At 36.0% G+C, this 19,746-nt stretch carries 19 protein-coding genes; 4 read left to right on the top strand and 15 right to left on the bottom strand.

Translation table 11 applies throughout. The features are described 5' to 3' along the window. Positions 1-24 precede the first annotated feature (24 nt). Genes LUA86_RS01210 through LUA86_RS01200 form a run of 3 tightly spaced genes read right to left on the bottom strand, consistent with a single transcriptional unit; the run spans position 25 to position 5,458 of the window. Complete coding sequence (locus LUA86_RS01210) at positions 25-804, bottom strand: DUF4397 domain-containing protein (RefSeq protein ID WP_231458721.1); 780 nt, start codon at positions 802-804, stop codon at positions 25-27. Between the two features lie 11 nt (positions 805-815). Beyond that, complete coding sequence (locus LUA86_RS01205; RefSeq protein WP_231458720.1) at positions 816-2,366, bottom strand: SusD/RagB family nutrient-binding outer membrane lipoprotein; 1,551 nt, start codon at positions 2,364-2,366, stop codon at positions 816-818. A gap of 11 nt (positions 2,367-2,377) precedes the next feature. Then, positions 2,378-5,458, bottom strand: coding sequence for a SusC/RagA family TonB-linked outer membrane protein (locus LUA86_RS01200; RefSeq protein ID WP_231458719.1), 3,081 nt, complete (start codon positions 5,456-5,458; stop codon positions 2,378-2,380). Positions 5,459-5,695: 237 nt separating this feature from the next. Between LUA86_RS01200 and LUA86_RS01195 the strand changes: the two genes are divergently transcribed. Continuing rightward, complete coding sequence (locus LUA86_RS01195; RefSeq protein WP_231458718.1) at positions 5,696-6,445, top strand: DeoR/GlpR family DNA-binding transcription regulator; 750 nt, start codon at positions 5,696-5,698, stop codon at positions 6,443-6,445. Positions 6,446-6,624: 179 nt separating this feature from the next. Here LUA86_RS01195 and LUA86_RS01190 read toward each other — a convergent pair whose 3' ends face one another. The 8 genes from LUA86_RS01190 to LUA86_RS01155 form a co-directional block, all read right to left on the bottom strand. Next, positions 6,625-7,065 carry an Hsp20/alpha crystallin family protein gene (locus tag LUA86_RS01190; RefSeq protein ID WP_231458717.1) on the bottom strand — a complete coding sequence of 147 codons (441 nt, stop codon included), beginning with the start codon at positions 7,063-7,065 and terminating at the stop codon, positions 6,625-6,627. Positions 7,066-7,094: 29 nt separating this feature from the next. Further along, complete coding sequence (locus LUA86_RS01185) at positions 7,095-7,475, bottom strand: hypothetical protein (protein WP_231458716.1); 381 nt, start codon at positions 7,473-7,475, stop codon at positions 7,095-7,097. Between the two features lie 6 nt (positions 7,476-7,481). Next, positions 7,482-7,709: a hypothetical protein gene (locus LUA86_RS01180; RefSeq protein ID WP_231458715.1), complete on the bottom strand. Its 228-nt coding sequence runs from the start codon at positions 7,707-7,709 to the stop codon at positions 7,482-7,484. Then, positions 7,696-7,980: a hypothetical protein gene (locus tag LUA86_RS01175; protein ID WP_231458714.1), complete on the bottom strand. Its 285-nt coding sequence runs from the start codon at positions 7,978-7,980 to the stop codon at positions 7,696-7,698. Before LUA86_RS01175 ends, LUA86_RS01180 begins: the two co-directional genes overlap by 14 nt. 1,295 nt (positions 7,981-9,275) lie before the next feature. Further along, positions 9,276-9,623: a hypothetical protein gene (locus LUA86_RS01170; protein ID WP_231458713.1), complete on the bottom strand. Its 348-nt coding sequence runs from the start codon at positions 9,621-9,623 to the stop codon at positions 9,276-9,278. An 11-nt stretch (positions 9,624-9,634) separates the two neighbouring features. Further along, positions 9,635-10,186 carry an RNA polymerase sigma factor gene (locus LUA86_RS01165; protein ID WP_231458712.1) on the bottom strand — a complete coding sequence of 184 codons (552 nt, stop codon included), beginning with the start codon at positions 10,184-10,186 and terminating at the stop codon, positions 9,635-9,637. A 334-nt stretch (positions 10,187-10,520) separates the two neighbouring features. Then, positions 10,521-11,438, bottom strand: coding sequence for a hypothetical protein (locus LUA86_RS01160; RefSeq protein WP_231458711.1), 918 nt, complete (start codon positions 11,436-11,438; stop codon positions 10,521-10,523). An 85-nt stretch (positions 11,439-11,523) separates the two neighbouring features. Continuing rightward, positions 11,524-12,282 carry a DUF4197 domain-containing protein gene (locus LUA86_RS01155; protein ID WP_231458710.1) on the bottom strand — a complete coding sequence of 253 codons (759 nt, stop codon included), beginning with the start codon at positions 12,280-12,282 and terminating at the stop codon, positions 11,524-11,526. Between the two features lie 350 nt (positions 12,283-12,632). Between LUA86_RS01155 and LUA86_RS01150 the strand changes: the two genes are divergently transcribed. From LUA86_RS01150 to LUA86_RS01140, 3 genes are all read left to right on the top strand, one after another. Then, on the top strand, positions 12,633-13,211 hold the full coding sequence (locus tag LUA86_RS01150; protein ID WP_231458709.1) for an RNA polymerase sigma factor: 579 nt from the start codon (positions 12,633-12,635) through the stop codon (positions 13,209-13,211). Further along, the gene (locus LUA86_RS01145) at positions 13,204-14,541 is read left to right on the top strand and encodes a carboxypeptidase-like regulatory domain-containing protein (protein ID WP_231458708.1); all 1,338 of its coding nucleotides are present in this window, start codon (positions 13,204-13,206) and stop codon (positions 14,539-14,541) included. The genes LUA86_RS01150 and LUA86_RS01145 overlap by 8 nt, the downstream gene beginning before the upstream one ends. Positions 14,542-14,739: 198 nt before the next feature. Next, positions 14,740-15,354 carry an FMN-binding negative transcriptional regulator gene (locus LUA86_RS01140; RefSeq protein WP_231458707.1) on the top strand — a complete coding sequence of 205 codons (615 nt, stop codon included), beginning with the start codon at positions 14,740-14,742 and terminating at the stop codon, positions 15,352-15,354. Between the two features lie 601 nt (positions 15,355-15,955). Here the strand turns inward: LUA86_RS01140 and LUA86_RS01135 are convergent. The 4 genes from LUA86_RS01135 to LUA86_RS01120 all read right to left on the bottom strand — a co-directional run bounded on the left by LUA86_RS01135 (position 15,956) and on the right by LUA86_RS01120 (position 19,730). After that, positions 15,956-16,966: an inorganic phosphate transporter gene (locus LUA86_RS01135; RefSeq protein ID WP_231458706.1), complete on the bottom strand. Its 1,011-nt coding sequence runs from the start codon at positions 16,964-16,966 to the stop codon at positions 15,956-15,958. 12 nt (positions 16,967-16,978) lie between these two features. Next, the gene (locus LUA86_RS01130) at positions 16,979-17,620 is read right to left on the bottom strand and encodes a DUF47 domain-containing protein (protein WP_231458705.1); all 642 of its coding nucleotides are present in this window, start codon (positions 17,618-17,620) and stop codon (positions 16,979-16,981) included. Between the two features lie 286 nt (positions 17,621-17,906). Next, positions 17,907-18,932: a cell wall metabolism sensor histidine kinase WalK gene (locus tag LUA86_RS01125; protein ID WP_231458704.1), complete on the bottom strand. Its 1,026-nt coding sequence runs from the start codon at positions 18,930-18,932 to the stop codon at positions 17,907-17,909. 33 nt (positions 18,933-18,965) lie between these two features. Then, complete coding sequence (locus tag LUA86_RS01120; RefSeq protein WP_231458703.1) at positions 18,966-19,730, bottom strand: TIGR03915 family putative DNA repair protein; 765 nt, start codon at positions 19,728-19,730, stop codon at positions 18,966-18,968. Positions 19,731-19,746: the final 16 nt, after the last annotated feature.

Genomic DNA, 19,746 nt, shown 5'->3' with positions numbered 1-19,746 from the left:
TTTTCTATTTATGATACAATCTTATTAATAAAAAGAGGTATACGAATTAATTCTAAATGGAAAGGTTGTTGAGCCGGCAATTCCGCTAGTAACAAAAGTATAGGCTTGCCCTTTAGATAAAACTGGCGTAAAGTTTATGGTTAAAGGGGTAGTTGTACCCGCAACCCTTATTTGATAAACATTTGATTGACCAGGTAATGGGATTTCTACAAAACCAGATGCATTATTAAAGGCTATGTTAGATATTAAGCTTTGACCCGTAGCATTCTGTAATACATCCATATTTCCGGTCGCACCAGAATAAAGATTAACTAATCTTATTAAAACTTTTGATGTATCTAGCTTTGGTTTAACTTCTTCCAGTAATAATGAAGATGGTATTTTTTTATCTGCTCCATAGCTTCCATTAAGAAACATGGTGTAATATTTGCCTCCTTCGGTATTTATAGTCGAATTAAAGACGTTTAAACCTTTATCAACCGTTGCTGTTGCTACAATATTTGCATCTACCTTATTAGTACCTGGAGCAATTGGCAGATACTGCCCGCTAGAGATTGGGAAGATACTAACATAGCCGAATCCTGTTTCACCTGTTAATGCGTTATAATTACCAGAACTGCGAACATCTCCTAAATAATAATTAACTACTGGGCTACCAGGGGCTACGTTAATGAAACGTAAGTAAGAGTATGCCGGATCGCCAGCATTTATTTTCGTGTATGGTGTACTCTCTACCAGTGTGCCCTTTTTACAGGCTAAAAAACTGGTAGTAAGAACAACTAAAATATATAATATTTTTTTCATGTCTTTTTTGTTTAAGGTTGAGAAAACCACATTTTGTAGGTATGATAATCTGGCTGGTCGGCACCAATTACTTTAAGTGCTGCAACATTCCATAAGTATTCAGAATTATAACGTGGGCGATACCTTTGAGCAGGCTTTCCTCCATTATCTGCAAAAAAGGCTGTTGGAAATACAAAAACACCTTGATATGGATTGTTGCCCTTAACGTCACCGACATTGTAATTATATTTTCTTAAATCACACCAAGTTTCTACAAAACCATATCCATATAATGCTAAATACTTTTGAAGCATAATATCTCTTAAGGTTAAGCTTGCTGCATTTTGTTTAACAGATGCACTTGTTAAATATGCTGTTTTCTGTGCTGTTGTAATCGCCGTACCTAAACTACTTACAAAGTCGATACTTGATGATATGCCATTAATATATGCTGTGTAAGCCATAGTTGTATTTCCACTTCTGAAAGCAGCCTCAGCTTTAATAAATTGCATTTCAGAGTATGTCATGATAGGAAACCCAACATTATCTTTAAAAAGATATTTACCAAAAGTTGCACCTGGATTTGCACTACCTAAACTTCCCCAAGGATTCGGAATTTGATTTTTTAAAGCAACTGTACCAGGATCTGAAGAGCCTGGCGAAGTTCCTCTATAAATGCCATCAGGTGATGGAGAAATCATAGTCGTTATACGTGGATCCAAAACTGAGCCTGCAACACCTGTATAGTATGTCCCATCTAATAAGCCAACAACCATCCTCGTTTGTCGGTATGAGCCAAGATTGGCCCTCAGCGGTCCGAAAAAGTTTCCGTTAGCAGATACACTTCCCGTATTTGGTACTATGAAATTATCAGCATTACTACTTAGTGCCTTATCCACATACTCAATAACTTTTGCGGCATTATAACTTTCTTTATTAATTAAATTATTCGCATTTCTAGCCAATATACCATAATTAAACTTAATCCACTTAGCATTATCACCAGCATAAACTAAATCAGAAGCTGAAATTTTTGCTACAGTTCCAGCACCATCTGTACGAGAAAAATTAGCGATGGATTGGTTCGCTAAACGTACTACTTCAGCATAAACATCTTCTTGTTTATCATAATCAAAAATATAGCGATTTGGTTCATAAGCCTGCTTCAAAATAATTTCGCCATGATAATCGGTTGTAGTTTGCCAGCTCCAAGCCTTTAATGCCTGGGCTAATCCTACATAGTTATATTCTTGTTGTTTCGTAGATTCATCAATTATCAGATTTAGATTTGCACCTAAACCATAATAATTTGTTCTCCATATCTCACCCATCGCATCGCTACCGGCAATCCATCCATGAGATTCCCCAACATTTACGTTACCTCCAAAATATTGGACCACTGCACCTAAATATCTTGAATCGAACTGAATACCTCTTTCCATTTGTGCAAATAGCGGAGGGGTTAGCGTTCTGCTCTCAGGATTTTGCGGCGTCGCCGGATCGGTGTTAATATCAAGATATTTTTTGCATCCTGAAGATACGACTACAGCAAAAGCAGTTAATATTATATAAATCTTTTTCATTTCTTATCTAATTAAAATCCAACCCTTACACCAAAGTTATATCCACGTGGTAAACCAAATGAACCAAAATCGATCCCTGTTCCACCCAGACCACCTGATGCTGCACTTAAACCATTAACAGCAGGATCTACACCTTTGTAGTTCGTGATTAGCAGCAAATCTGTTCCAGTTGCAAAGATATTCACACTTTTAAATACATTACTTCTTTCGAATATCCTTTTAGGTAGGCTATAACTTAAAGTAATGTCTTTCAATCTAATCCAATTCACATCTTTTTGAAGAAAATCTAATGTATTGTAATAAGTTGAATAATAACTTGTTGTAATATAAGGGGTTACTAGTATATTATTTTTTGTAGGATTACCCGAGTTTTCTAAACCATCTTTAAGAACCCCGGCAATAACTCTCGGTACTTCACGATCCTCTGATAGCTTAGACATTCCTCTTGCATAAAGATATAGTTCGGTTGCATTATAGATGTCACCCCCTTTTCTCATGTCTAACAAAAAGGATACGTTAAAATTTTTGTAAGTGAAACTATTGGTTAAACCCACAGAAATATCAGGCGCTCTATCTCCGATAGGTGTAAAATTACTTCCTTTGATAGGCATGCCATTTTGCGGGTTAATAAGAATTTGCCCATCATTGTTACGAAGGTAGTCGATACCAGCAAAGGCAGATATAGACGAACCCACAGTATATTGAGCTCTAACGTTATCAAATAACCAACTATCAGATACATAAAAAACTTCCTGATCGCCAGGTAAAGATGTAATTTTCCCTCTATTTCTAGAAGCATTTGCAGAGATATCCCAAGCAAAATTTTCTGTTTTTATCGGAGTTCCTTTTATTAGAACTTCAAACCCCTGAGATTCAATCTTTCCACTGTTAATGTATTGAAGAATTGCCCCTGTTGCATAACTTAAACGCGGTGCTGTGATTTGCTTATTTGATAATGCTTTGTAATAACTAAAATCAATTGATAAACGATTGTTAAAGAATCCAAGCTCAACACCTGCTTCTTTTTGGGTAGTAAACTCTGCCTCCAAATCAGGATTACCGGCAGTAACGTCTGTTGCAAAACCACCACCAGTTGTAGATTGTGCAATTAATTTAGTTTTAGTCACATAGGCAACTCTTGCATCTTTTCCTGATTGACCCCATGAGGCACGAAGTTTACCGAATGATAACCAATCTAATTTTTTAAAAGGTGCTAATTCTGAGAAAACAAAACTTAAAGATGTTGCAGGGTAAAAGAAGCTGTAATTGTTAATTGGCAGCGTTGAAGATAAATCCTGTCTACCTGTTAAAGTTAAATATAAAAAATTGTCATAACCCAGTTCTGCCGATGCGAAGTATCCAACCTTTCTCCTTAATTCATCAGTATAAGCAACACGTTGTGTGGTTGGGTCAGTATTATTCATACTGTAAAAACTTGGCTGGTAAAACCTAGTTCCGAACTGTGCATTTACTTGATATGAGTTATCTGTAATGTCTGTACCTAATCTTAAAACAGGCTTAAATTTGCCAAAATCCTTTTTAAGGGATGCAACAAATGAACCGTTAAAAATTCTTTCATTAGAATTAAATGTGTTAATTCCCCCACCAGAGTACACAGTTCCAGCAACGTTAGATGCGTAGGATTGTGGATGATAAGCTGACATTCCTTGCCCTGCAGAAACATCCGCTCCGCCTCGTGCAGTCATACTAAGCCAAGTTGTTGGTGTATAGTCGATACCAAAATTTGTTAAAACGCGATTGTTTTTTTCTGTATTTGGATTTTTCTCAACTGCCCAGTACGGATTATCTAACTCTAAATTATAACCTCCTGTGATGGTTCTCCTATCTCCGGTAGACGTAAGGTAATTACGCATATCATCAACCAACGGCCAGGTTAGGGAACTTAGCATCGGACTATTAGCTCCTTTATAAGTTTTATCTGTTTTGGAATTGATAAAATTTATGGAACCATTCATTTTGAGTTTATTGCTAATTTTTGCCGAAGCTGTAATTTTTGCATTTAAGCTCTTAAATCCGGTACCCGGAATAACACCTGATTGATCTGTATAACCTAATGATGCTCTTACAGATAGTTTATCACTTCCGCCTTCTACAGATGCATTATGCTTTTGGGTAAAACCAGTCTTATAGAAATTACCAACATTATCATAAATTGGTCTATTAGCCGGATATTTAGCGCCGAAGAATGTCCTGGTTCTTACTTCTTCATCAAAAATACCGCCTGCGCCACCACCATACGTAGTTTGAATATCCGGAAAACGGTAAGCGTTTTCAACCCTGAAAGAATTACTGTAATCAACACGGGCAGTACCTGCTTTTGCTCTTTTTGTAGTGATAATTACCGCACCCGAAGCGCCTTGTGTACCGTACAATGCCGATGCTTCAGGACCTTTCAAAATTGTTAAGCTTTCAATTTCCTCTGGATTAATATCCATCGCTCTATTACCGTAATCGTTTTGACGATTAAATGTACCTTGACCTACTAAATTATACTCACTAAAAGTCCTATTAGAAATCGGTAGTCCATCTACTACAAATAAAGGCTGATTGTCACCATCCAATGAAACACCACCTCTAATAATCATGGTAGCTGAAGCTCCTGGAGTACCGTTAGTTGGTGTAATCGTTGCTCCTGCAACACGTCCTTGCAAGGCTGTTAAAAAATTGTCGCGTTGGGTTTGAGCAACTTCATTACCTTTTATAGTTTGAGTTGCATAGCCTAATGCTCTGCTAGAACGTTCAATACCCTGAGCTGTAACAATAACCTCATCCAAACCTTTTGAATCGGCTTGCATGTTTAAGTTAATCGTTGTGTTGTTTCCAACCGTTCTTTCTACAGAAGCATAACCTACGTAAGAAAAGGTTAAAACATCGGTTTTTAGGGCCTTGATGGAATAATTTCCATCGCCATTGGTTTGAGTTACTGTTGTGCCTCCTTTTATTTTAACAGAAACACCCGGTATCGGCCCATCCGAAGAGGTTACCTTACCAGTAACGGTAATTTGTTGCGCAAAGGCCTGTGCCAGCAACAAAAACGTACCAATAAAAATTAATAGTAGTTTTTTTTTCATAAACTGCCTGTAAGGAATAAATAAATTTGATCAGTTGTTAAGTTTGTTAGTTGGTATTTCTAAACACGCACAATACCGCATGTTTATCAATATTTTAGCTAATATCATAAATGTTTTTTAATAATAGAACAAACAACTAATATTTTTATTTACAACCAACGATACATAATTGCAAAAAACCGCAAAAACACGCAATTATTTAATATTTTTTCTACATTAGCATAAACCAAACAAACAATGCTTAAAAAAGAACGCCATGATTTCATTATGCGCCAAATCAATTTGCACAATCGCGTGCTCACTTCAGATTTGGTTCAACTGCTTAATGTATCTGAAGATACTATAAGAAGAGATTTGCAAGAACTTGTTGATTTGGGTAAGCTTTACAAAGTTCATGGTGGAGCATTATCTAAATCTTACCATTCTTCTTTTGATGATAGTACCGTTTATGCTCGCGATAGTAAAATCATTATTGCAAAAAAAGCAACAAGCTTAATTAAAGATGGCATGGTTGTTTTAACCGGTGGTGGCACAACTGTATTGGAGTTTGTTAAGCAACTTCCAGAAAATTTAGAAGCAACTTTTTTTACAATAAGCCCTTTAGTTGCCGTTGAATTGGCGAAATACAATAACATTGAAGTTATCTTAATTGGAGGTTCATTTTCCAAGAACTCTCAGGTATCGTACGGCGGTAGCGTGATTAATCAGTTGTCAGAGATAAAAGTAGATTTATGCCTGATGGGTACTAGCGCATTGCATCCAGATGCAGGCATGACGGATACGGATTGGGAAATTAATCAATTAAAAAAAGCGATGCTTGCAGCTTCAAAAAAATCAGCGGTATTGTGCATTTCTGAAAAGTTAGAAATTACACTCAGATTAAAAGTTTGCCCGATTGAAAGCATTAGCTATCTGGTAACTGAATTAAATAATGATGATTTGCTTCTTCAGCCTTATCTATCAAAAAACAACGTTAATATTTTATAAAAAAAGAGGCTGCCACAAAAAAATTGATTTACTGTGTGTACAACTAATATTTTGGACATTCGTTATTCCCAATTTAATTTTGACTTCGCGGTAATGACAGGAAAATGAACTAAAGTTTCCTAGCCAGCTACCAAATTTTGGTTTTGAGGCAGCCCCTTAACATTATAATAGACGAAACCTTAATTTACAGCAATATTCACAGCTGGTTTATTGGTTTCGGGATTTTTAGGAAGCTGTATTTTTAAAATTCCATCAGCATACCCAGCTGATATATTTTCAATCATTACTTTTCCATTTAAAGCAAAAGCTCTTTCGAATGCGCCATTTGCATATTCCTTTCTGCTAAATTTTCTTTCCGTTTCAGCATCATCTTTAGGTGTGTAAGAAATAGTTAAAACATCATCTTTGGTTACTACCTTTAAATGTTCTTTTTTTAAATCAGGCGCATACAAATGAATAATAAAATTCTCATCAGTTTCTTCAATGTTAGCGGTTACATTTCTAAACCTGGTAAAAAAATGTTCTGCATGGCGGGTAAATCTTCTGCTTTGGTGATGACCAAACCTTCCGCCCCAACCTCTATTCATTTTGCCGTTATGGCATCTATCTTCTTTATACATTGTTTTATATTTATTGTTAAATCTCTTAATTAAATTGAAACACCATATTGTGTTTTGGGAATAGCCAGCATTTGGGTAATGATATTTGCATAAGGATAAGCTGGAGAAAAGACGGCATAATCAAACTTTAATCCTTTAATTTGCTCTACAATACCATCTATAAACTTCATCGGCTCTAAAAGAGCTGTTATTAAACCCGATTTCTGATTTCCCTCTTCACTCTTGTTAAAAACATTTAAACTTGTGGCATAAGCTTTAAAATCAGCACCAATGTGCTCTATGGGCAACTTAAATTCATCCGAACTGAAGAAAGTAACTTGCTCGCCACGGGTAATCATTTCGCTGGCTAAACTCAAAATTGGATTAACTTCATTCTGCGATGGTTTGCTTAAAAATAAAACTTGTGACATGTTAGGTTATTTTTTAAGGCTATCAATTGGTGTAATTATACTATCTTCAGTTTTACTGCCGTGGTGACTAAAAGCATGATGCTTTCTATATTCATTGTGGCAGTTATTATCGTGGTAATTCCGGTTTTTAAAATCCAGCCTATCTTTGTAGCCGTTTTGAACCGCCAAAACATTTAGGCTGTAAAATGTTGCTCCTGCAACTGTTAGTGCTAATAATATTCTAAATGCTTTCATGTTCGTAATAATTTACATTAATATACTGCAACTGACCATCTCCCTGAATTGTAGGCTTATACCATTGATTATCAATTGGCACAACACCTGAAAACTGAGGTTCAAATTCAGCAAACCTTTCCATAAAATGCCTGCGTTTTCGGTAAGCAAACAATCTCGCAACCATACCGATTACCATTGCAATCAGAATAAATTTAAATATGAATGGAACAAAGAACATGGTAGCACCGAGTACAATTCCAAATCCTATAGCTTTTAATATCTTCTTCATTTTATTATTTCTTGTTATTTAAATAGGTAGACGTAAGCAGTTTATTTTTACTTGAAATAATTTTGATTTTATTCAGCACCTGAGAAATCTAAGGTAAAGAACCTCACCCTGTGAAAGGAATTCGGGAAATCTAATGTGTGCAATCCCTCTCCTTGAAGAGGGAAATTTAAGATTGTGGGTTTAACCCAGATACCGAAATTAGAGGAACAAGCATGCGAGAAGGAAGCAATCTTTCATCGTTGCGAAAACTGGCATAGCTGATATTTGTAGGAAAAAACGAAGAAACTGTTTGCGGTTTCAATCATAAAGCACTGAATAAAATAATTTTCAGCTTTGCGGAGATGCGTATAAGGGGAAAGCCCAACAAATTATTTTCGAAAACGGTTTATCGAATTTTTACACAAATAGATGCAAGCCTTGATTTATTCATCTGTTTGTATATTTTATTGGTATTCATGAACTCGCCGAAAGGCTCGGTTTTGCTCCACTTTTTATCAAGAAAAATTGGAAAGCCCGTCTGGCGAAGACTATAAACGAAAACCTGAATCTGTAAAAAGGGAAATCATATACCACAATCTTTCATATTTGCGAAAACTGGCATAGCAGATATTTTCAGGAAAAAACGAAGAAACTGTTTGCAGTTTCAATCATAAAGCACTGAATAAAATAATTTTCAGCTGTGCGGAGATGCGTGATGAGGGGAAAGCCTAACAAATTATTTTCGAAAACAGTTTATCGAATTTTTACACAAATAGATGCAAGCCTTGATTTATTCATCTGTTTCTATATTTTATTGGTATTCATGAACTCGCCGAAAGGCTCGGTTTTGCTCCACTTTTTATCAAGAAAAAGTGGAAAGCCCGTCTGGCGAAGACTATAAACGAAAACCTGAATCTGTAAAAAGGAAAATCAATACCACAATCTTTCATCGTTGCGAAAACAGGCATAGCAGATATTTGCAGGAAAAAACGAAGAAACTGTTTGCAGTTTCAATCATAAAGCACTGAATAAAATAATTTTCAGCTGTGCGGAGATGCGTGAAAGGGGAAAGCCTAACAAATTATTTTCGAAAACAGTTTATCGAGTTTTTACACAAATAGATGCAAGCCTTGATTTATTCATCTTTTTCTATATTTTATTGGTATTCATGAACTCGCCGAAAGGCTCGGTTTTGCTCCACTTTTTATCAAGAAAAAGTGGAAAGCCCGTCTGGCTAAGACAAAAAAACAAAATCTACAAAAAATCAACAAGATGACCGCGATTAAAAAAAGCCAGCTTTTCAGCTGGCTTTAAAATTATTCTTTATTACGATGCCCCCACCCACTGCATCTTCGCTTGTATTCTTCCTTAAATTTTGCCCGCTCCTCCTCGTTCATACTTTGCCATTTCGAGCGCATACCCATTGCCTTTTCACGGAAACGATTTCCACCTCCACCACCTTTATTAAAGTTACCAAAAAGTAAGCGGCATAAAACTAATAAACCTAAAGCTTGCCAAAAATTTAATCTTCCGGCATGTGTAACTTCTGGTAAAATCCAGTTCCATAAATACATAACAATAAAGCCTAAAGCGGCAGCAATTAGCGCTATAACAGGTAAAAAGAAAATAAATTTCTTGCCTTTACTAAACTTTCTGTTTCTCATCTCCTGCTAAATTAATAGTTTATAAATTCTTGATATAAATTTTGTAATCGGTTCCGCAGGTGTTTCACTGCATATCCTTTTCTCGATATTAAAGTCTTAATATTTTCGCCAGTTTCATCTGCAAGCTCTTGGAAGGTTCTGTCTTCTAACTCATTCTGTACAAAAACATAACGTTGATTTTCTGGCAACTCTGCCAAGGCTAAGAAAAGCTGATCCCAAAAAAGCTTTTTCAAACTTTCTTCTTCCGGCGAAAAAGATTCTGCCAGTAAAATCTCTCTGAAATTTATTTCGCCTTCATCATCTTCATAGCTCAAATCATCAATCAGTACATCTTTTTGCTTTCGGTAGCGGTCGGTAATTTTATTTTTGGCAACACGGTAAAGCCAACCGCCAATCTTCTCAATGGCTCCGGCCTCAGGTTGGTTGCTTAGCTGATACCAAACCTCCTGCAAAATATCTTCTGCGTCCTCATCCGTATTTACCCTACCACGGATAAAACTGAATAAGCGCTTGCCATAACTGGCAACGGTAGAAATTATATTTTGAGATTCGTTTGCTGGCACTATTCGTATTTATTAAACCAATAGACGGATGGAAACCAATATTACTTTAAATTATTTTATTTTTTTTTGAAGGAAGGTTGAGAAGCGTAACTAAAATTAAAGATTTTTATTTTTGAAACGGAAGGAAGTAGTTTTTGGTGTAATTCAGCCCTGCTTTTCCTACCTGTCCGGCAGGCAGGCATTACAATCAGATTTAGAAACAATGGTTAAGCGTCAAAAAATTTGCAATCACGTCATTGCGAGGCACAGCCTGCCCCGACAATTCGGGGAAGGAATCTCAACGTAATATATTATGAAGTTTTATAAGCGAGTTAAAAACCTTGTAAACTTATAACTACTTTAAAGCACCCGTAGGGTAAGTGCCTTTATCAACCAGTAATTTACTATTGCCTTTTAAATCTGAAACGTAAATTTTACTGCCTGCAGATTTTTCAGAACCGCTAAAAAAAATCCTATCATCAGCCGTTAAAAAAACATAAGGCACATCCATTCCGGCAGGAGAAATTTGCGATACTTTTTTGCTCGGTAAATCTAAAATGCAAACGCCTTCGCTTTTTCCATTTTGTTTGCTAACAGCATTAAAAACCAACTTCTTTCCATCATTAGTAAAAAAGAAACGACTACCGCTTGATACACCAAAATTACCACCAATTAAAGATGAAATTGCCTGTGTGTTTATCAGCTTACCAGAAATATCGAAAGTGTAAAGGTTTATTAAATCATGGGCCACTAATTCCTTTTCACCTTTCCAAGTTGGCGAATAAACGTTTAATTTAGATGCTGCATCCAACACCAAAAACCCCGTGTTATCTGGCTTAACAATACCTATTTTCCAAAGATTTTCTTCATTGAAAATATTAAAGGCAATAATTTTTCCGCTAGGCGACCACATTGCCTGATAATAATTTCCGCTATTTGCCCTTAATTGTAATTGGCTTTTATTTTCCATATCGGCAACCCAAATACTTCTATGCCCTAAGCTATCAGTTATGGTGTAAGCCAGTTTATTACCATCAGGAGAAATTGCCGGATTTGCCGCGCCACCAAAAGAAATCTGTTTCATTGTATCAATACTTGTTGCTACAATTTTACTTTCATCCTGGTAAGCCAAAGCAAAATTTTTATTGCCTAAAGAAACAGTATCTAAAATAGCATTTGAACTTTCTTTTGTGGTTTCATTATTGTTGCAAGAAGTAATAATGGCTACACATAAAATTAAAAATATTGCGAATTTGCCCGAGATATTAGTCATGCACAATTTTACAAATAGTTTTTAAACAAAAAGATTCGGGCGCTTTTGAAACCCGAATCTTTTTGCTTTATGATTTTAATAAGACTTAACCTTTTTTCTTATCGGCGTAGCCGAAAACCTTTTGCAGCAAGGTTGTGCTTCTGGAACTAAAGTTATCTCTGATTTTTAATTCTTCTTTTGCAACTTCGACAAATAAACCTTCGATGGCTTTTTGAGTTACATACTCAGTTAAATTGGTGTTTACGGGCTTAACTAAAGGCAACCTGTTATATTGCGAAGTTAAATCGCTGTAATATTTCGTTGCATTTACTTTATTTAAGCTGGTAGTTACAATCGGACTAAACTTCTGCATCAGCTGTGCTGTTGTAACACGCTTAAAATATTCTGTGGCAGAATCCTTATTACCTAGAAGAATATTTGTAGCATCGGTTAAAGTCATTTGCTTAATTGCAGATATAAATATAGGCTTAGCTTCGGTTGCGGCATCTTCTGCAGCCCTATTTAAGCTTGTAATTACATTATCGCAAAGTTTATTTAAGCCTATTCCCCTAAGTGTTCTTTCTACCTTTTGGGCTTCTGGAGGCATTAAAATTTTAACAGCCAGGTTACCAAGAAAACCATCTTTAACCGAAAGCCTATCGGCACCGGCAGAAACACCAATCTGTAAAGCTTCTTTAATTCCTTGCCCAATTTCGAATGTTGTTGGTGTGCCGGTGGCGCTTGTTGTAGTTGTTTTTTCTGTTACTTTTTTAAAAATGTCGCTCAATTTAAACTGAGCATTTACCTCTTGATTTGTAAATAATATTAATGCCAGAGATGTAGATAGAATATTAATTTTCTTCATTTTGTGCGTGTTTAGTTTTGCTATGCAAAACAACTGCCATAAATTTTTTGTGGTGTTTAATGAAGAGGTTTTTAGAAAAAAGTAAATATGTCACTTAAACCCTTAGTGGAGCATTACGAAGTGCTCAGCAAAGCTAAATCTTTGGAGCTAACTAATAAATTCAAAGATTTGTCCATTCCGATGCACTTCAGTCGAAATGACGAAGAAGACGAAAAACAAAAGCGAGACTATATTAACCAAAATGTATAGAATTTGCTTATCAAAAAAGATAACTACAAATGATTTTATAATACCTCAATCGAAAATATTTTTTATACTTGAATGATAATTTGCCTTAGCTACCCAATTTTTTGAAGTTTATAAAAAACACAGCTGGTAACAACCAGAAAGAAGATGCAGAATTAATTGCCGAGTATAAAAATACTGGCAATTTAGACTCGTTGGGTTCGCTTTACAACAAATACATGCATTTGGTTTTTGGGGTCTGCTTAAATTATTTTAAGGATGAAGAATTGAGCAAAGATGCGGTAATGCAAATTTTTGAAGAGTTGGTGCATAAATTATTGGTACACGAAGTTCAAAACTTTAAAAGCTGGCTGCATGTGTTAACCCGAAACCATTGCTTAATGGCTTTGAGGAAATCTTCCAAGCAAAATAACGTTTCTATTGATGAAACTTTTGTGGAAAATACGGAGTTTGTGCATCTGGATATTGACAATACAAAAGAAACGCAGCTTACCATAATGGAAAAGTGCATGGAAACTTTACCAGAAGAACAGCGAAAAAGCGTAGATTTATTTTATTTACAAGAGAAATGTTATAAAGAAGTAGCCGATATTACGGGTTACGACATGCTTAAAGTTAAAAGCTATATTCAAAACGGAAAGCGGAATTTAAAGATTTGTATAGAGAAAAATAGCGGTGAATAACGATTGGTTAGATATTGATGTGCTTGAGGATTACCTTGATGGTAAGCTTGATGCAAAGGCTATGCACTTTGTAGAACGCCAGGCATTGGAAGATCCTTTCGTTGCAGAAGCTTTAGAGGGATTAAAACACTCACCAAAGCGTAAGCAAAATATTTCTATACTACAAAAACAGCTTTACGATAGAATTTCAGAAAAACCAATTAAACGTAAAATGTGGGGCATTACCACACAACGTTTAAGTATTGCTGCTACGGCTACCGTGGCATTTATTGCCGTTAGCATTTTGTTTTTCATGCGAGAAACCAATCGTAAAAATGCAGAAATTGCCTCAAGAAAATCAAACGGTGTACTGGTTGATGTGGCACCAAAAAGCGATTTAGCCATAACAAAACCCAAAGAAGCCGAAAAACCAATTACCGAAGCTGCAAGTACAGCCTTTATTGATAAAGCTATTGTTGATGCAAAATCTGGAGATTTAGCAGAGAATGGTAAAGTACCTTCTACGTCTAAAAATGCGATGATAGTTGCTGCAGCTGCCGATAATGTGCCCGCCAAACAAGATCGCATGGTTGATGTACAAAATACCGCTATTAAACAAGCTGTGCCCGTTGTAATGGGAAGCGTTGCGCCATACGCCGAGAAGAAAGCAAAAGCTAGTGCGGAAGTTGCAAGTAGCGATGCCATTGCATATTCTGGCGGAACATTATCTAACAATGCATTGATTTACAGTGGCAATGTAGTTGCGCAAAATGGACTACCAGTTTCTGGAGCGGTTATAAAAATAGCTGGAACAAAAGCCATTACAACTACAAATGCCAAAGGTTATTTCTCGCTTCCGGTTGATAGTACAGATAAGAACAAAGAAATATTGGTAAAAGCACAGGGTTTTGATGATAAAACGGTTACAACTGACCCGAATGCCATTAGAATGGCGCTGAGTGGAAACTATTCGTTAAATGAAATTGCTGTAATAACAGGTTCATCGGCAAGGAGAAATGCAATTCCACCGGCTGCGCCGAAAATTGTATTAAAAGCTGTAGAAAATCTTGATAAAAATGCAGCGGAAGCAAATAAACCAGTTCCGGTTTCTACTGTAAATTATGCACAGTATTTAGAAAGCAACAATAAACTTTACAATCCGAAAGGTCCTGAACAATTCGTTGTTTTAAGTTTTAGGATAAAAAAGAATGGTCGGCCTGCAAATGTAGTGGTTATTAAATCGCTTAACAAAGCTGCTGATGCAGAAGCTAAAAGACTAATATTGACCGGGCCTGATTGGGTTCTACCTAAAAATGGCGCCGACAAAGTTGAGTTAAGCGTTAAGTTTTAAAATTAAACCATGGCTTTCGAAAAGGAACGATTCTGAAAATATTTTTATAAAAACCTGTCCTAATAAGTATAGCCTTTTCCGGCTTTTTCGGAAAAGCAACAATAAAACGACTGGTTATTAGTATTAGCGAAAGCATAAAGATTGCTTCCCCGAATTGTCGGGGCAGGCTATGCCTAGCAATGACGATAAGCCTAAATCATGTACAAACTCCCTTATTATACTGCCAATAATCAAGATGAAGTTCTTGAATTTATGCACAAAAACAATTTTATAACCTTAATTGGTTTTGATGGCGAATTTCCGGTAGCTACACAAGTTCCGGTTAAAACTGTTGTAGATGGTGATAATATAAAATTGATTGGTCACATCATGACCAAAACCGACCATTGCAAAGCCTTTGAGCGAAACCCAAATGTAATGGCAATTTTTACGGGTGCACATGCCTATATAAGTGCATCTGTATACGAAGAACCAGCTTCAGCATCAACCTGGAATTATAAAACTGTGCAAGCTAAAGGAATTATTAAGCTTTTAAACAGTGATGAAACTTACCAGGTAATTAAAGATTTAACGGATAAGTACGAGAATCCTGAAAATAGTGCTGCTGCCTTCCATAAAATGGATGAGGCTTACATACAAAAACATTTAAAAGCAATTACGGGTTTTGAAGTTTTGGTAACGGAATTAGACCATGTTTTTAAAATGAGCCAAAATCATTCCTCACGTAACAAAGCAAAAATTGTTGAATATTTAGAAAAAAGTGATGGTGTTCTATCGCAAGAAGTTGCAAAAGAAATGAAGGGTGGTTTATAGATAACTTCAGCTCTTCGAGATGTTCTGCAGGACATCTCGAAGTTAAAATAAAGAGGATTTCAAATCCTCTTTTTACTATTCATTCATGATGCGCTTCGCTAACATGCAGAATAGCGGTTAGTATAGCAGACGCTCCCAAGAATTACTTACAATCATTTAAACCCGATTGCAGTGAAAATACTTTTACTCAATCTATAAGGTTTTAAAAACCTTATAGGTTTAAAAGATTGAAAGGGAAAGCGGGACTGCTTTTCCCAGCTCTTCTAGATGTTCTGTAAGGCATCTCGAAGTTAAAATAAAGAGGATTTCAAATCCTCTTTTTACTATTCATTCAGGATGCGCTTCGCCAACATTCAGAATAGCGCTTAGTAGAGCAGACGCTCCCAAGAATTACTTACAATCATTTTAAACCCGATTGCAGTGAAAATACTTTTACTTAACCTATTAAGGTTTTAAAAACCTTATAGGTTTAAAAGATTGAAAGGGAAAGCGGGACTGCTTTTCCCCAAAAGCTACACTCTATTGTTTTCCTAAAATCTCTAAAAACAAAAAAGACTAAAGCAATTTGCCTTAGTCTTTAACAAGAATGATTTTAAAATTTTTATTTTAGGTAATAAATAGTTGCGTAAATAATGGCGGCTAACGTCGCAGAAACCGGAATGGTTAAAATCCATGCCCAAATTAAGTTGATGGTTACACCCCAACGTACTGCTGACACACTTTTTACAACACCAACACCCACAATTGAACCTGTTATGGTATGCGTGGTAGAAACCGGGATACCAAAATGCTCTGTTATACCCAAAGTAATTGCACCCGCACCTTCTGCAGCTACACCTTCTAAAGCCGTTACTTTGGTAATTTTAGAACCCATTGTTTTCACAATTTTCCACCCACCACTCATAGTACCTAATGATATTGCAGAATAACATGCAATTGGAACCCATGAAGGCATCGCCTCAAAATCAGGAATTACCTTTGCCGCAATTAAAGCAGTAGCAATAATACCCATAACCTTTTGTGCATCATTACCACCATGGAAAAAACTTAAAGCTGCAGATGATAACAATTGCAAACGTTTAAACCATTTTTCGGCTGTGGCAGGTTTGGCGTAGCGACAAATATTAATGATAATTAGCGTTAAAACCACTGAAATGACCATTCCAATTATTGGTGCCAATACAATGAATGATACGATTTTAACAACGTAACCCATGTTTACAGCATCCATCGGGCTTGCACCTGTAAGTAAGGCATGTGTCATACCTGCACCTGCAAAACCACCAATTAACGTGTGCGATGAACTCGAAGGAATACCATACCACCATGTTAAAAGATTCCAGATAATTGCGGCAACTAAGCCCGCAAGAATAACTTCTAATGTGATGTAATTCTCAATTACAGTTTTAGCAACTGTATTGGCAACTTTGTGGTCGGTAAAGTAAAAGTAGGCTGCAAAATTAAATAATGCGGCCCATAAAACGGCTTGAAACGGTGTTAAAACTTTTGTAGAAACAACTGTTGCAATCGAATTAGCGGCATCGTGGAAACCGTTTATGTAATCGAAAGCAATAGCTAGAATTACAACAACAACCAATAAGGTAGTTACCATGTTTGTGTTTTATTAAGCGTTTTTAACTAAAATAGTTTCAAGCACATTTGCTACATCTTCGCATTTGTCTGTTGCCTTCTCTATTGTTTGTAAAACCTCTTTTTGTTTAATTAATTCAATTGCATTGGTTTCGTATTCAAATAAACGGGCAACCGCTAGAGTAAATACATAATCAGCCTGGTTTTCACCGCTGTTAATACGGATACAAGCATCGGCAATAACACGAATGTTTTTGAAACTGCGTAATTCTTTAATCGCTTTATCAATATCAGTACACATTTCCACCAAAAGCTCAGCAATTTTTACAATTGGTTCGCTAATCGTATTCATGTTGTACATCTGCATTCTGTTCGCTGTACCGTAAATATAATCGGCAACATCATCAACTGCAGTAGCCAAAGCGTGGATATCTTCTCTATCGAAAGGCGTAATAAAATTTCTACTTAACTCTAAAAAAATTGAGTGGGTAATATCATCACCAACGTGCTCCAAACGCTCAATTTCTTTAAAAATTGATTTCCTGGTTTCTGCATCGGCAGTACTTACCATTTCTAAAAGCGCTTCAGCAATTTTTAATGCATTGCTACCAGCCTGCTCAAATAGCGGGTGAAATTTTTTGTCTTGAGGTGTAAAGAACTTAAAAATATTGTTCATGTTAATTCTTAATATGTTGCAAAGCTACGAGCCCAATGTTAACTTAATGTTAATTTACTAATTATATTAATCAATTATCTCGCTGTGTATTAATGCATAGCATTTGCGAAGTCATTTTTTTGAAAATGAAAGCAAGTATTCCGTTTGAAATTGCAGTCCCGCTAAACGCTGTAGCCCTCATTGCATTTCGGGGCTGTCACTTATATCGCCTGCCTGCCGCAGGCAGGGGTTTATGATGTTAGGCAAAGTGTTTCATCGGTGAGAATGCAGGTCGCAAATAAATGACTTAACCAGCCTTATGTAAGGTAAAGGCAAAGGTAGTTCCAATGCCCGGTGTACTTCTAACCGAAATAGTTTGCTGGTGTGCTTCTAGAATATGTTTTACAATTGCTAAGCCTAAACCTGTACCACCAACTTCTCTAGAGCGATGCGTATCAATCCTGTAAAACCTTTCAAATAAACGAAGTAAATGTTTTTCTTCAATCCCGATTCCATTATCTGTCACTTCAATTAAAAACTGATCATGTAACTCGAAAATTTTTATAGCTGTTTCGCCGGCATCAATACCATATTTTATACTGTTAACCATTAAATTTATTAAAACCTGACGAATTTTTTCTCTATCGGCCGAAACCAGGGTTAAAGCGGTGTATTTGTCTTTAAAAAATAGCTTAATGTTTTTGGCTTTAGCACGGTCTTCAAGGTTTTCCATAACCTCTTTGGCCAGCTGTACAAAATCAAATTTTTGATAATTTATCGGCGATTCGCCAGTTTCGAGCTTTGCAATGGAATCTAAATCATTAATTAAATAGCTTAAACGTTCAACGTTATTTTCAGCTTTCTTTAAAAAAATGACAGCTTGGTCCGGGTCATCAACAAGACAATCCTGCAAAGTTTCTATATAACCTTGTATGGCAAAAAGTGGTGTTTTAAACTCATGAGAAACGTTAGATAAAAATTCTCTTCTAAACTGCTCTTGTTTTTTTAGCAAATCTATTTCTTTTTTCTTAGCTCCTGCCCATTCCTTTACTTCGAGCTCAACATCATTAATTGGGTCAGAGCTAACGTATTCGCCAAGGGCATCCTTTAAATCTTTACCTAATTTTAAATTATGAATAAGCTTATAAATCAGCTTTATTTTAGTGTATATGTATTTCTCAAGCAAATAATAAAAAACCAAAAAGCTGCTTAGAAACGATACACCAAAAGATATTGCCAAATAATACCAGCTGTGCTGAAAGTAAAAGTTTACCATACCTATAGAAAGAGCCACGGCAAGAGCAGTAAATAAAACCAGCACACTTAATTTCATGCTGCAATTTAGGCTTTTTGTGTTAATAGAATATTAACTCAACTGCTTTTCTGTCAAATATTTCCAATAACGTTTAGGTACGTGTTGGATATGAAGCTTGGTGTTTTTGCGGGCAACAATATTTGTACTTTTAAAATAATCCTTCCACAAAACAGAATATAATTCTTCCTTTTCATCCATTAAAATAGCCGCCGGATTTGCTTTGTTTACATTCTTATCGAAAGAAATGGTTATTTCTTCAACTGTGTTTAAATTATAATGCAATCCATATTTACGCTTCAAATCATAAATTATCCATTGTTGGTCGGCATATCTGTTTTTAAAATGGTTAGATATTAATGGTAAAACATTAAAATCTGGATCAACACCAGCATAAAACATTCCATCTCCGGTTTTTTGAAAACGTATGAAAGCTTCCATACGGTGTTTTTCCCGTTCTACGCTTTTAGCAAATTTAGCCAGTGCAATTACATGCTCATTTCCGTAATTATTCTCTGCTCCGTTCTGGCTTTGAAAAATGTATAGTGTAAACTCGAAAAGGTGGTTAAATGCTTCTGGCAATTCAGACAGGTAGCTGCAATAGAATTTCCTGAGCCAATCTTTTTTCATTCGTTTTTGTAAACCCGCCCAAACCCTATCAGATTTTACTGCATCAGTAACAATAGTAAAACTTTCTGCAAACGCCTCTGGTTGGAACACAGCCGATGACTGTAGTACAACTTTGCCGGGTTTACGCTCAAACCACTCAAAAACTGCAGTTAATAATCCGGGTAAAGAACCATCAAAAATATATGTCATTTATTTCCCTGTTATC

The sequence above is a fragment of the Pedobacter sp. Leaf132 genome (assembly GCF_920984695.1).
Lineage (GTDB): Bacteria > Bacteroidota > Bacteroidia > Sphingobacteriales > Sphingobacteriaceae > Pedobacter.
Note: the sequence above shows the minus strand (reverse complement) of the source record. Positions and strands in the feature narration are given on the sequence as shown.

Coding starts and splice junctions, on each gene's coding strand:
- LUA86_RS01210 (WP_231458721.1), bottom strand. CDS start 804: ATGAAAAAAATATTATATATTTTAGTTGTTCTTACTACCAGTTTTTTA.
- LUA86_RS01205 (WP_231458720.1), bottom strand. CDS start 2,366: ATGAAAAAGATTTATATAATATTAACTGCTTTTGCTGTAGTCGTATCT.
- LUA86_RS01200 (WP_231458719.1), bottom strand. CDS start 5,458: ATGAAAAAAAAACTACTATTAATTTTTATTGGTACGTTTTTGTTGCTG.
- LUA86_RS01195 (WP_231458718.1), top strand. CDS start 5,696: ATGCTTAAAAAAGAACGCCATGATTTCATTATGCGCCAAATCAATTTG.
- LUA86_RS01190 (WP_231458717.1), bottom strand. CDS start 7,065: ATGTATAAAGAAGATAGATGCCATAACGGCAAAATGAATAGAGGTTGG.
- LUA86_RS01185 (WP_231458716.1), bottom strand. CDS start 7,475: ATGTCACAAGTTTTATTTTTAAGCAAACCATCGCAGAATGAAGTTAAT.
- LUA86_RS01180 (WP_231458715.1), bottom strand. CDS start 7,709: ATGAAAGCATTTAGAATATTATTAGCACTAACAGTTGCAGGAGCAACA.
- LUA86_RS01175 (WP_231458714.1), bottom strand. CDS start 7,980: ATGAAGAAGATATTAAAAGCTATAGGATTTGGAATTGTACTCGGTGCT.
- LUA86_RS01170 (WP_231458713.1), bottom strand. CDS start 9,623: ATGAGAAACAGAAAGTTTAGTAAAGGCAAGAAATTTATTTTCTTTTTA.
- LUA86_RS01160 (WP_231458711.1), bottom strand. CDS start 11,438: ATGACTAATATCTCGGGCAAATTCGCAATATTTTTAATTTTATGTGTA.
- LUA86_RS01155 (WP_231458710.1), bottom strand. CDS start 12,282: ATGAAGAAAATTAATATTCTATCTACATCTCTGGCATTAATATTATTT.
- LUA86_RS01140 (WP_231458707.1), top strand. CDS start 14,740: ATGTACAAACTCCCTTATTATACTGCCAATAATCAAGATGAAGTTCTT.
- LUA86_RS01135 (WP_231458706.1), bottom strand. CDS start 16,966: ATGGTAACTACCTTATTGGTTGTTGTTGTAATTCTAGCTATTGCTTTC.
- LUA86_RS01130 (WP_231458705.1), bottom strand. CDS start 17,620: ATGAACAATATTTTTAAGTTCTTTACACCTCAAGACAAAAAATTTCAC.
- LUA86_RS01125 (WP_231458704.1), bottom strand. CDS start 18,932: ATGAAATTAAGTGTGCTGGTTTTATTTACTGCTCTTGCCGTGGCTCTT.
- LUA86_RS01120 (WP_231458703.1), bottom strand. CDS start 19,730: ATGACATATATTTTTGATGGTTCTTTACCCGGATTATTAACTGCAGTT.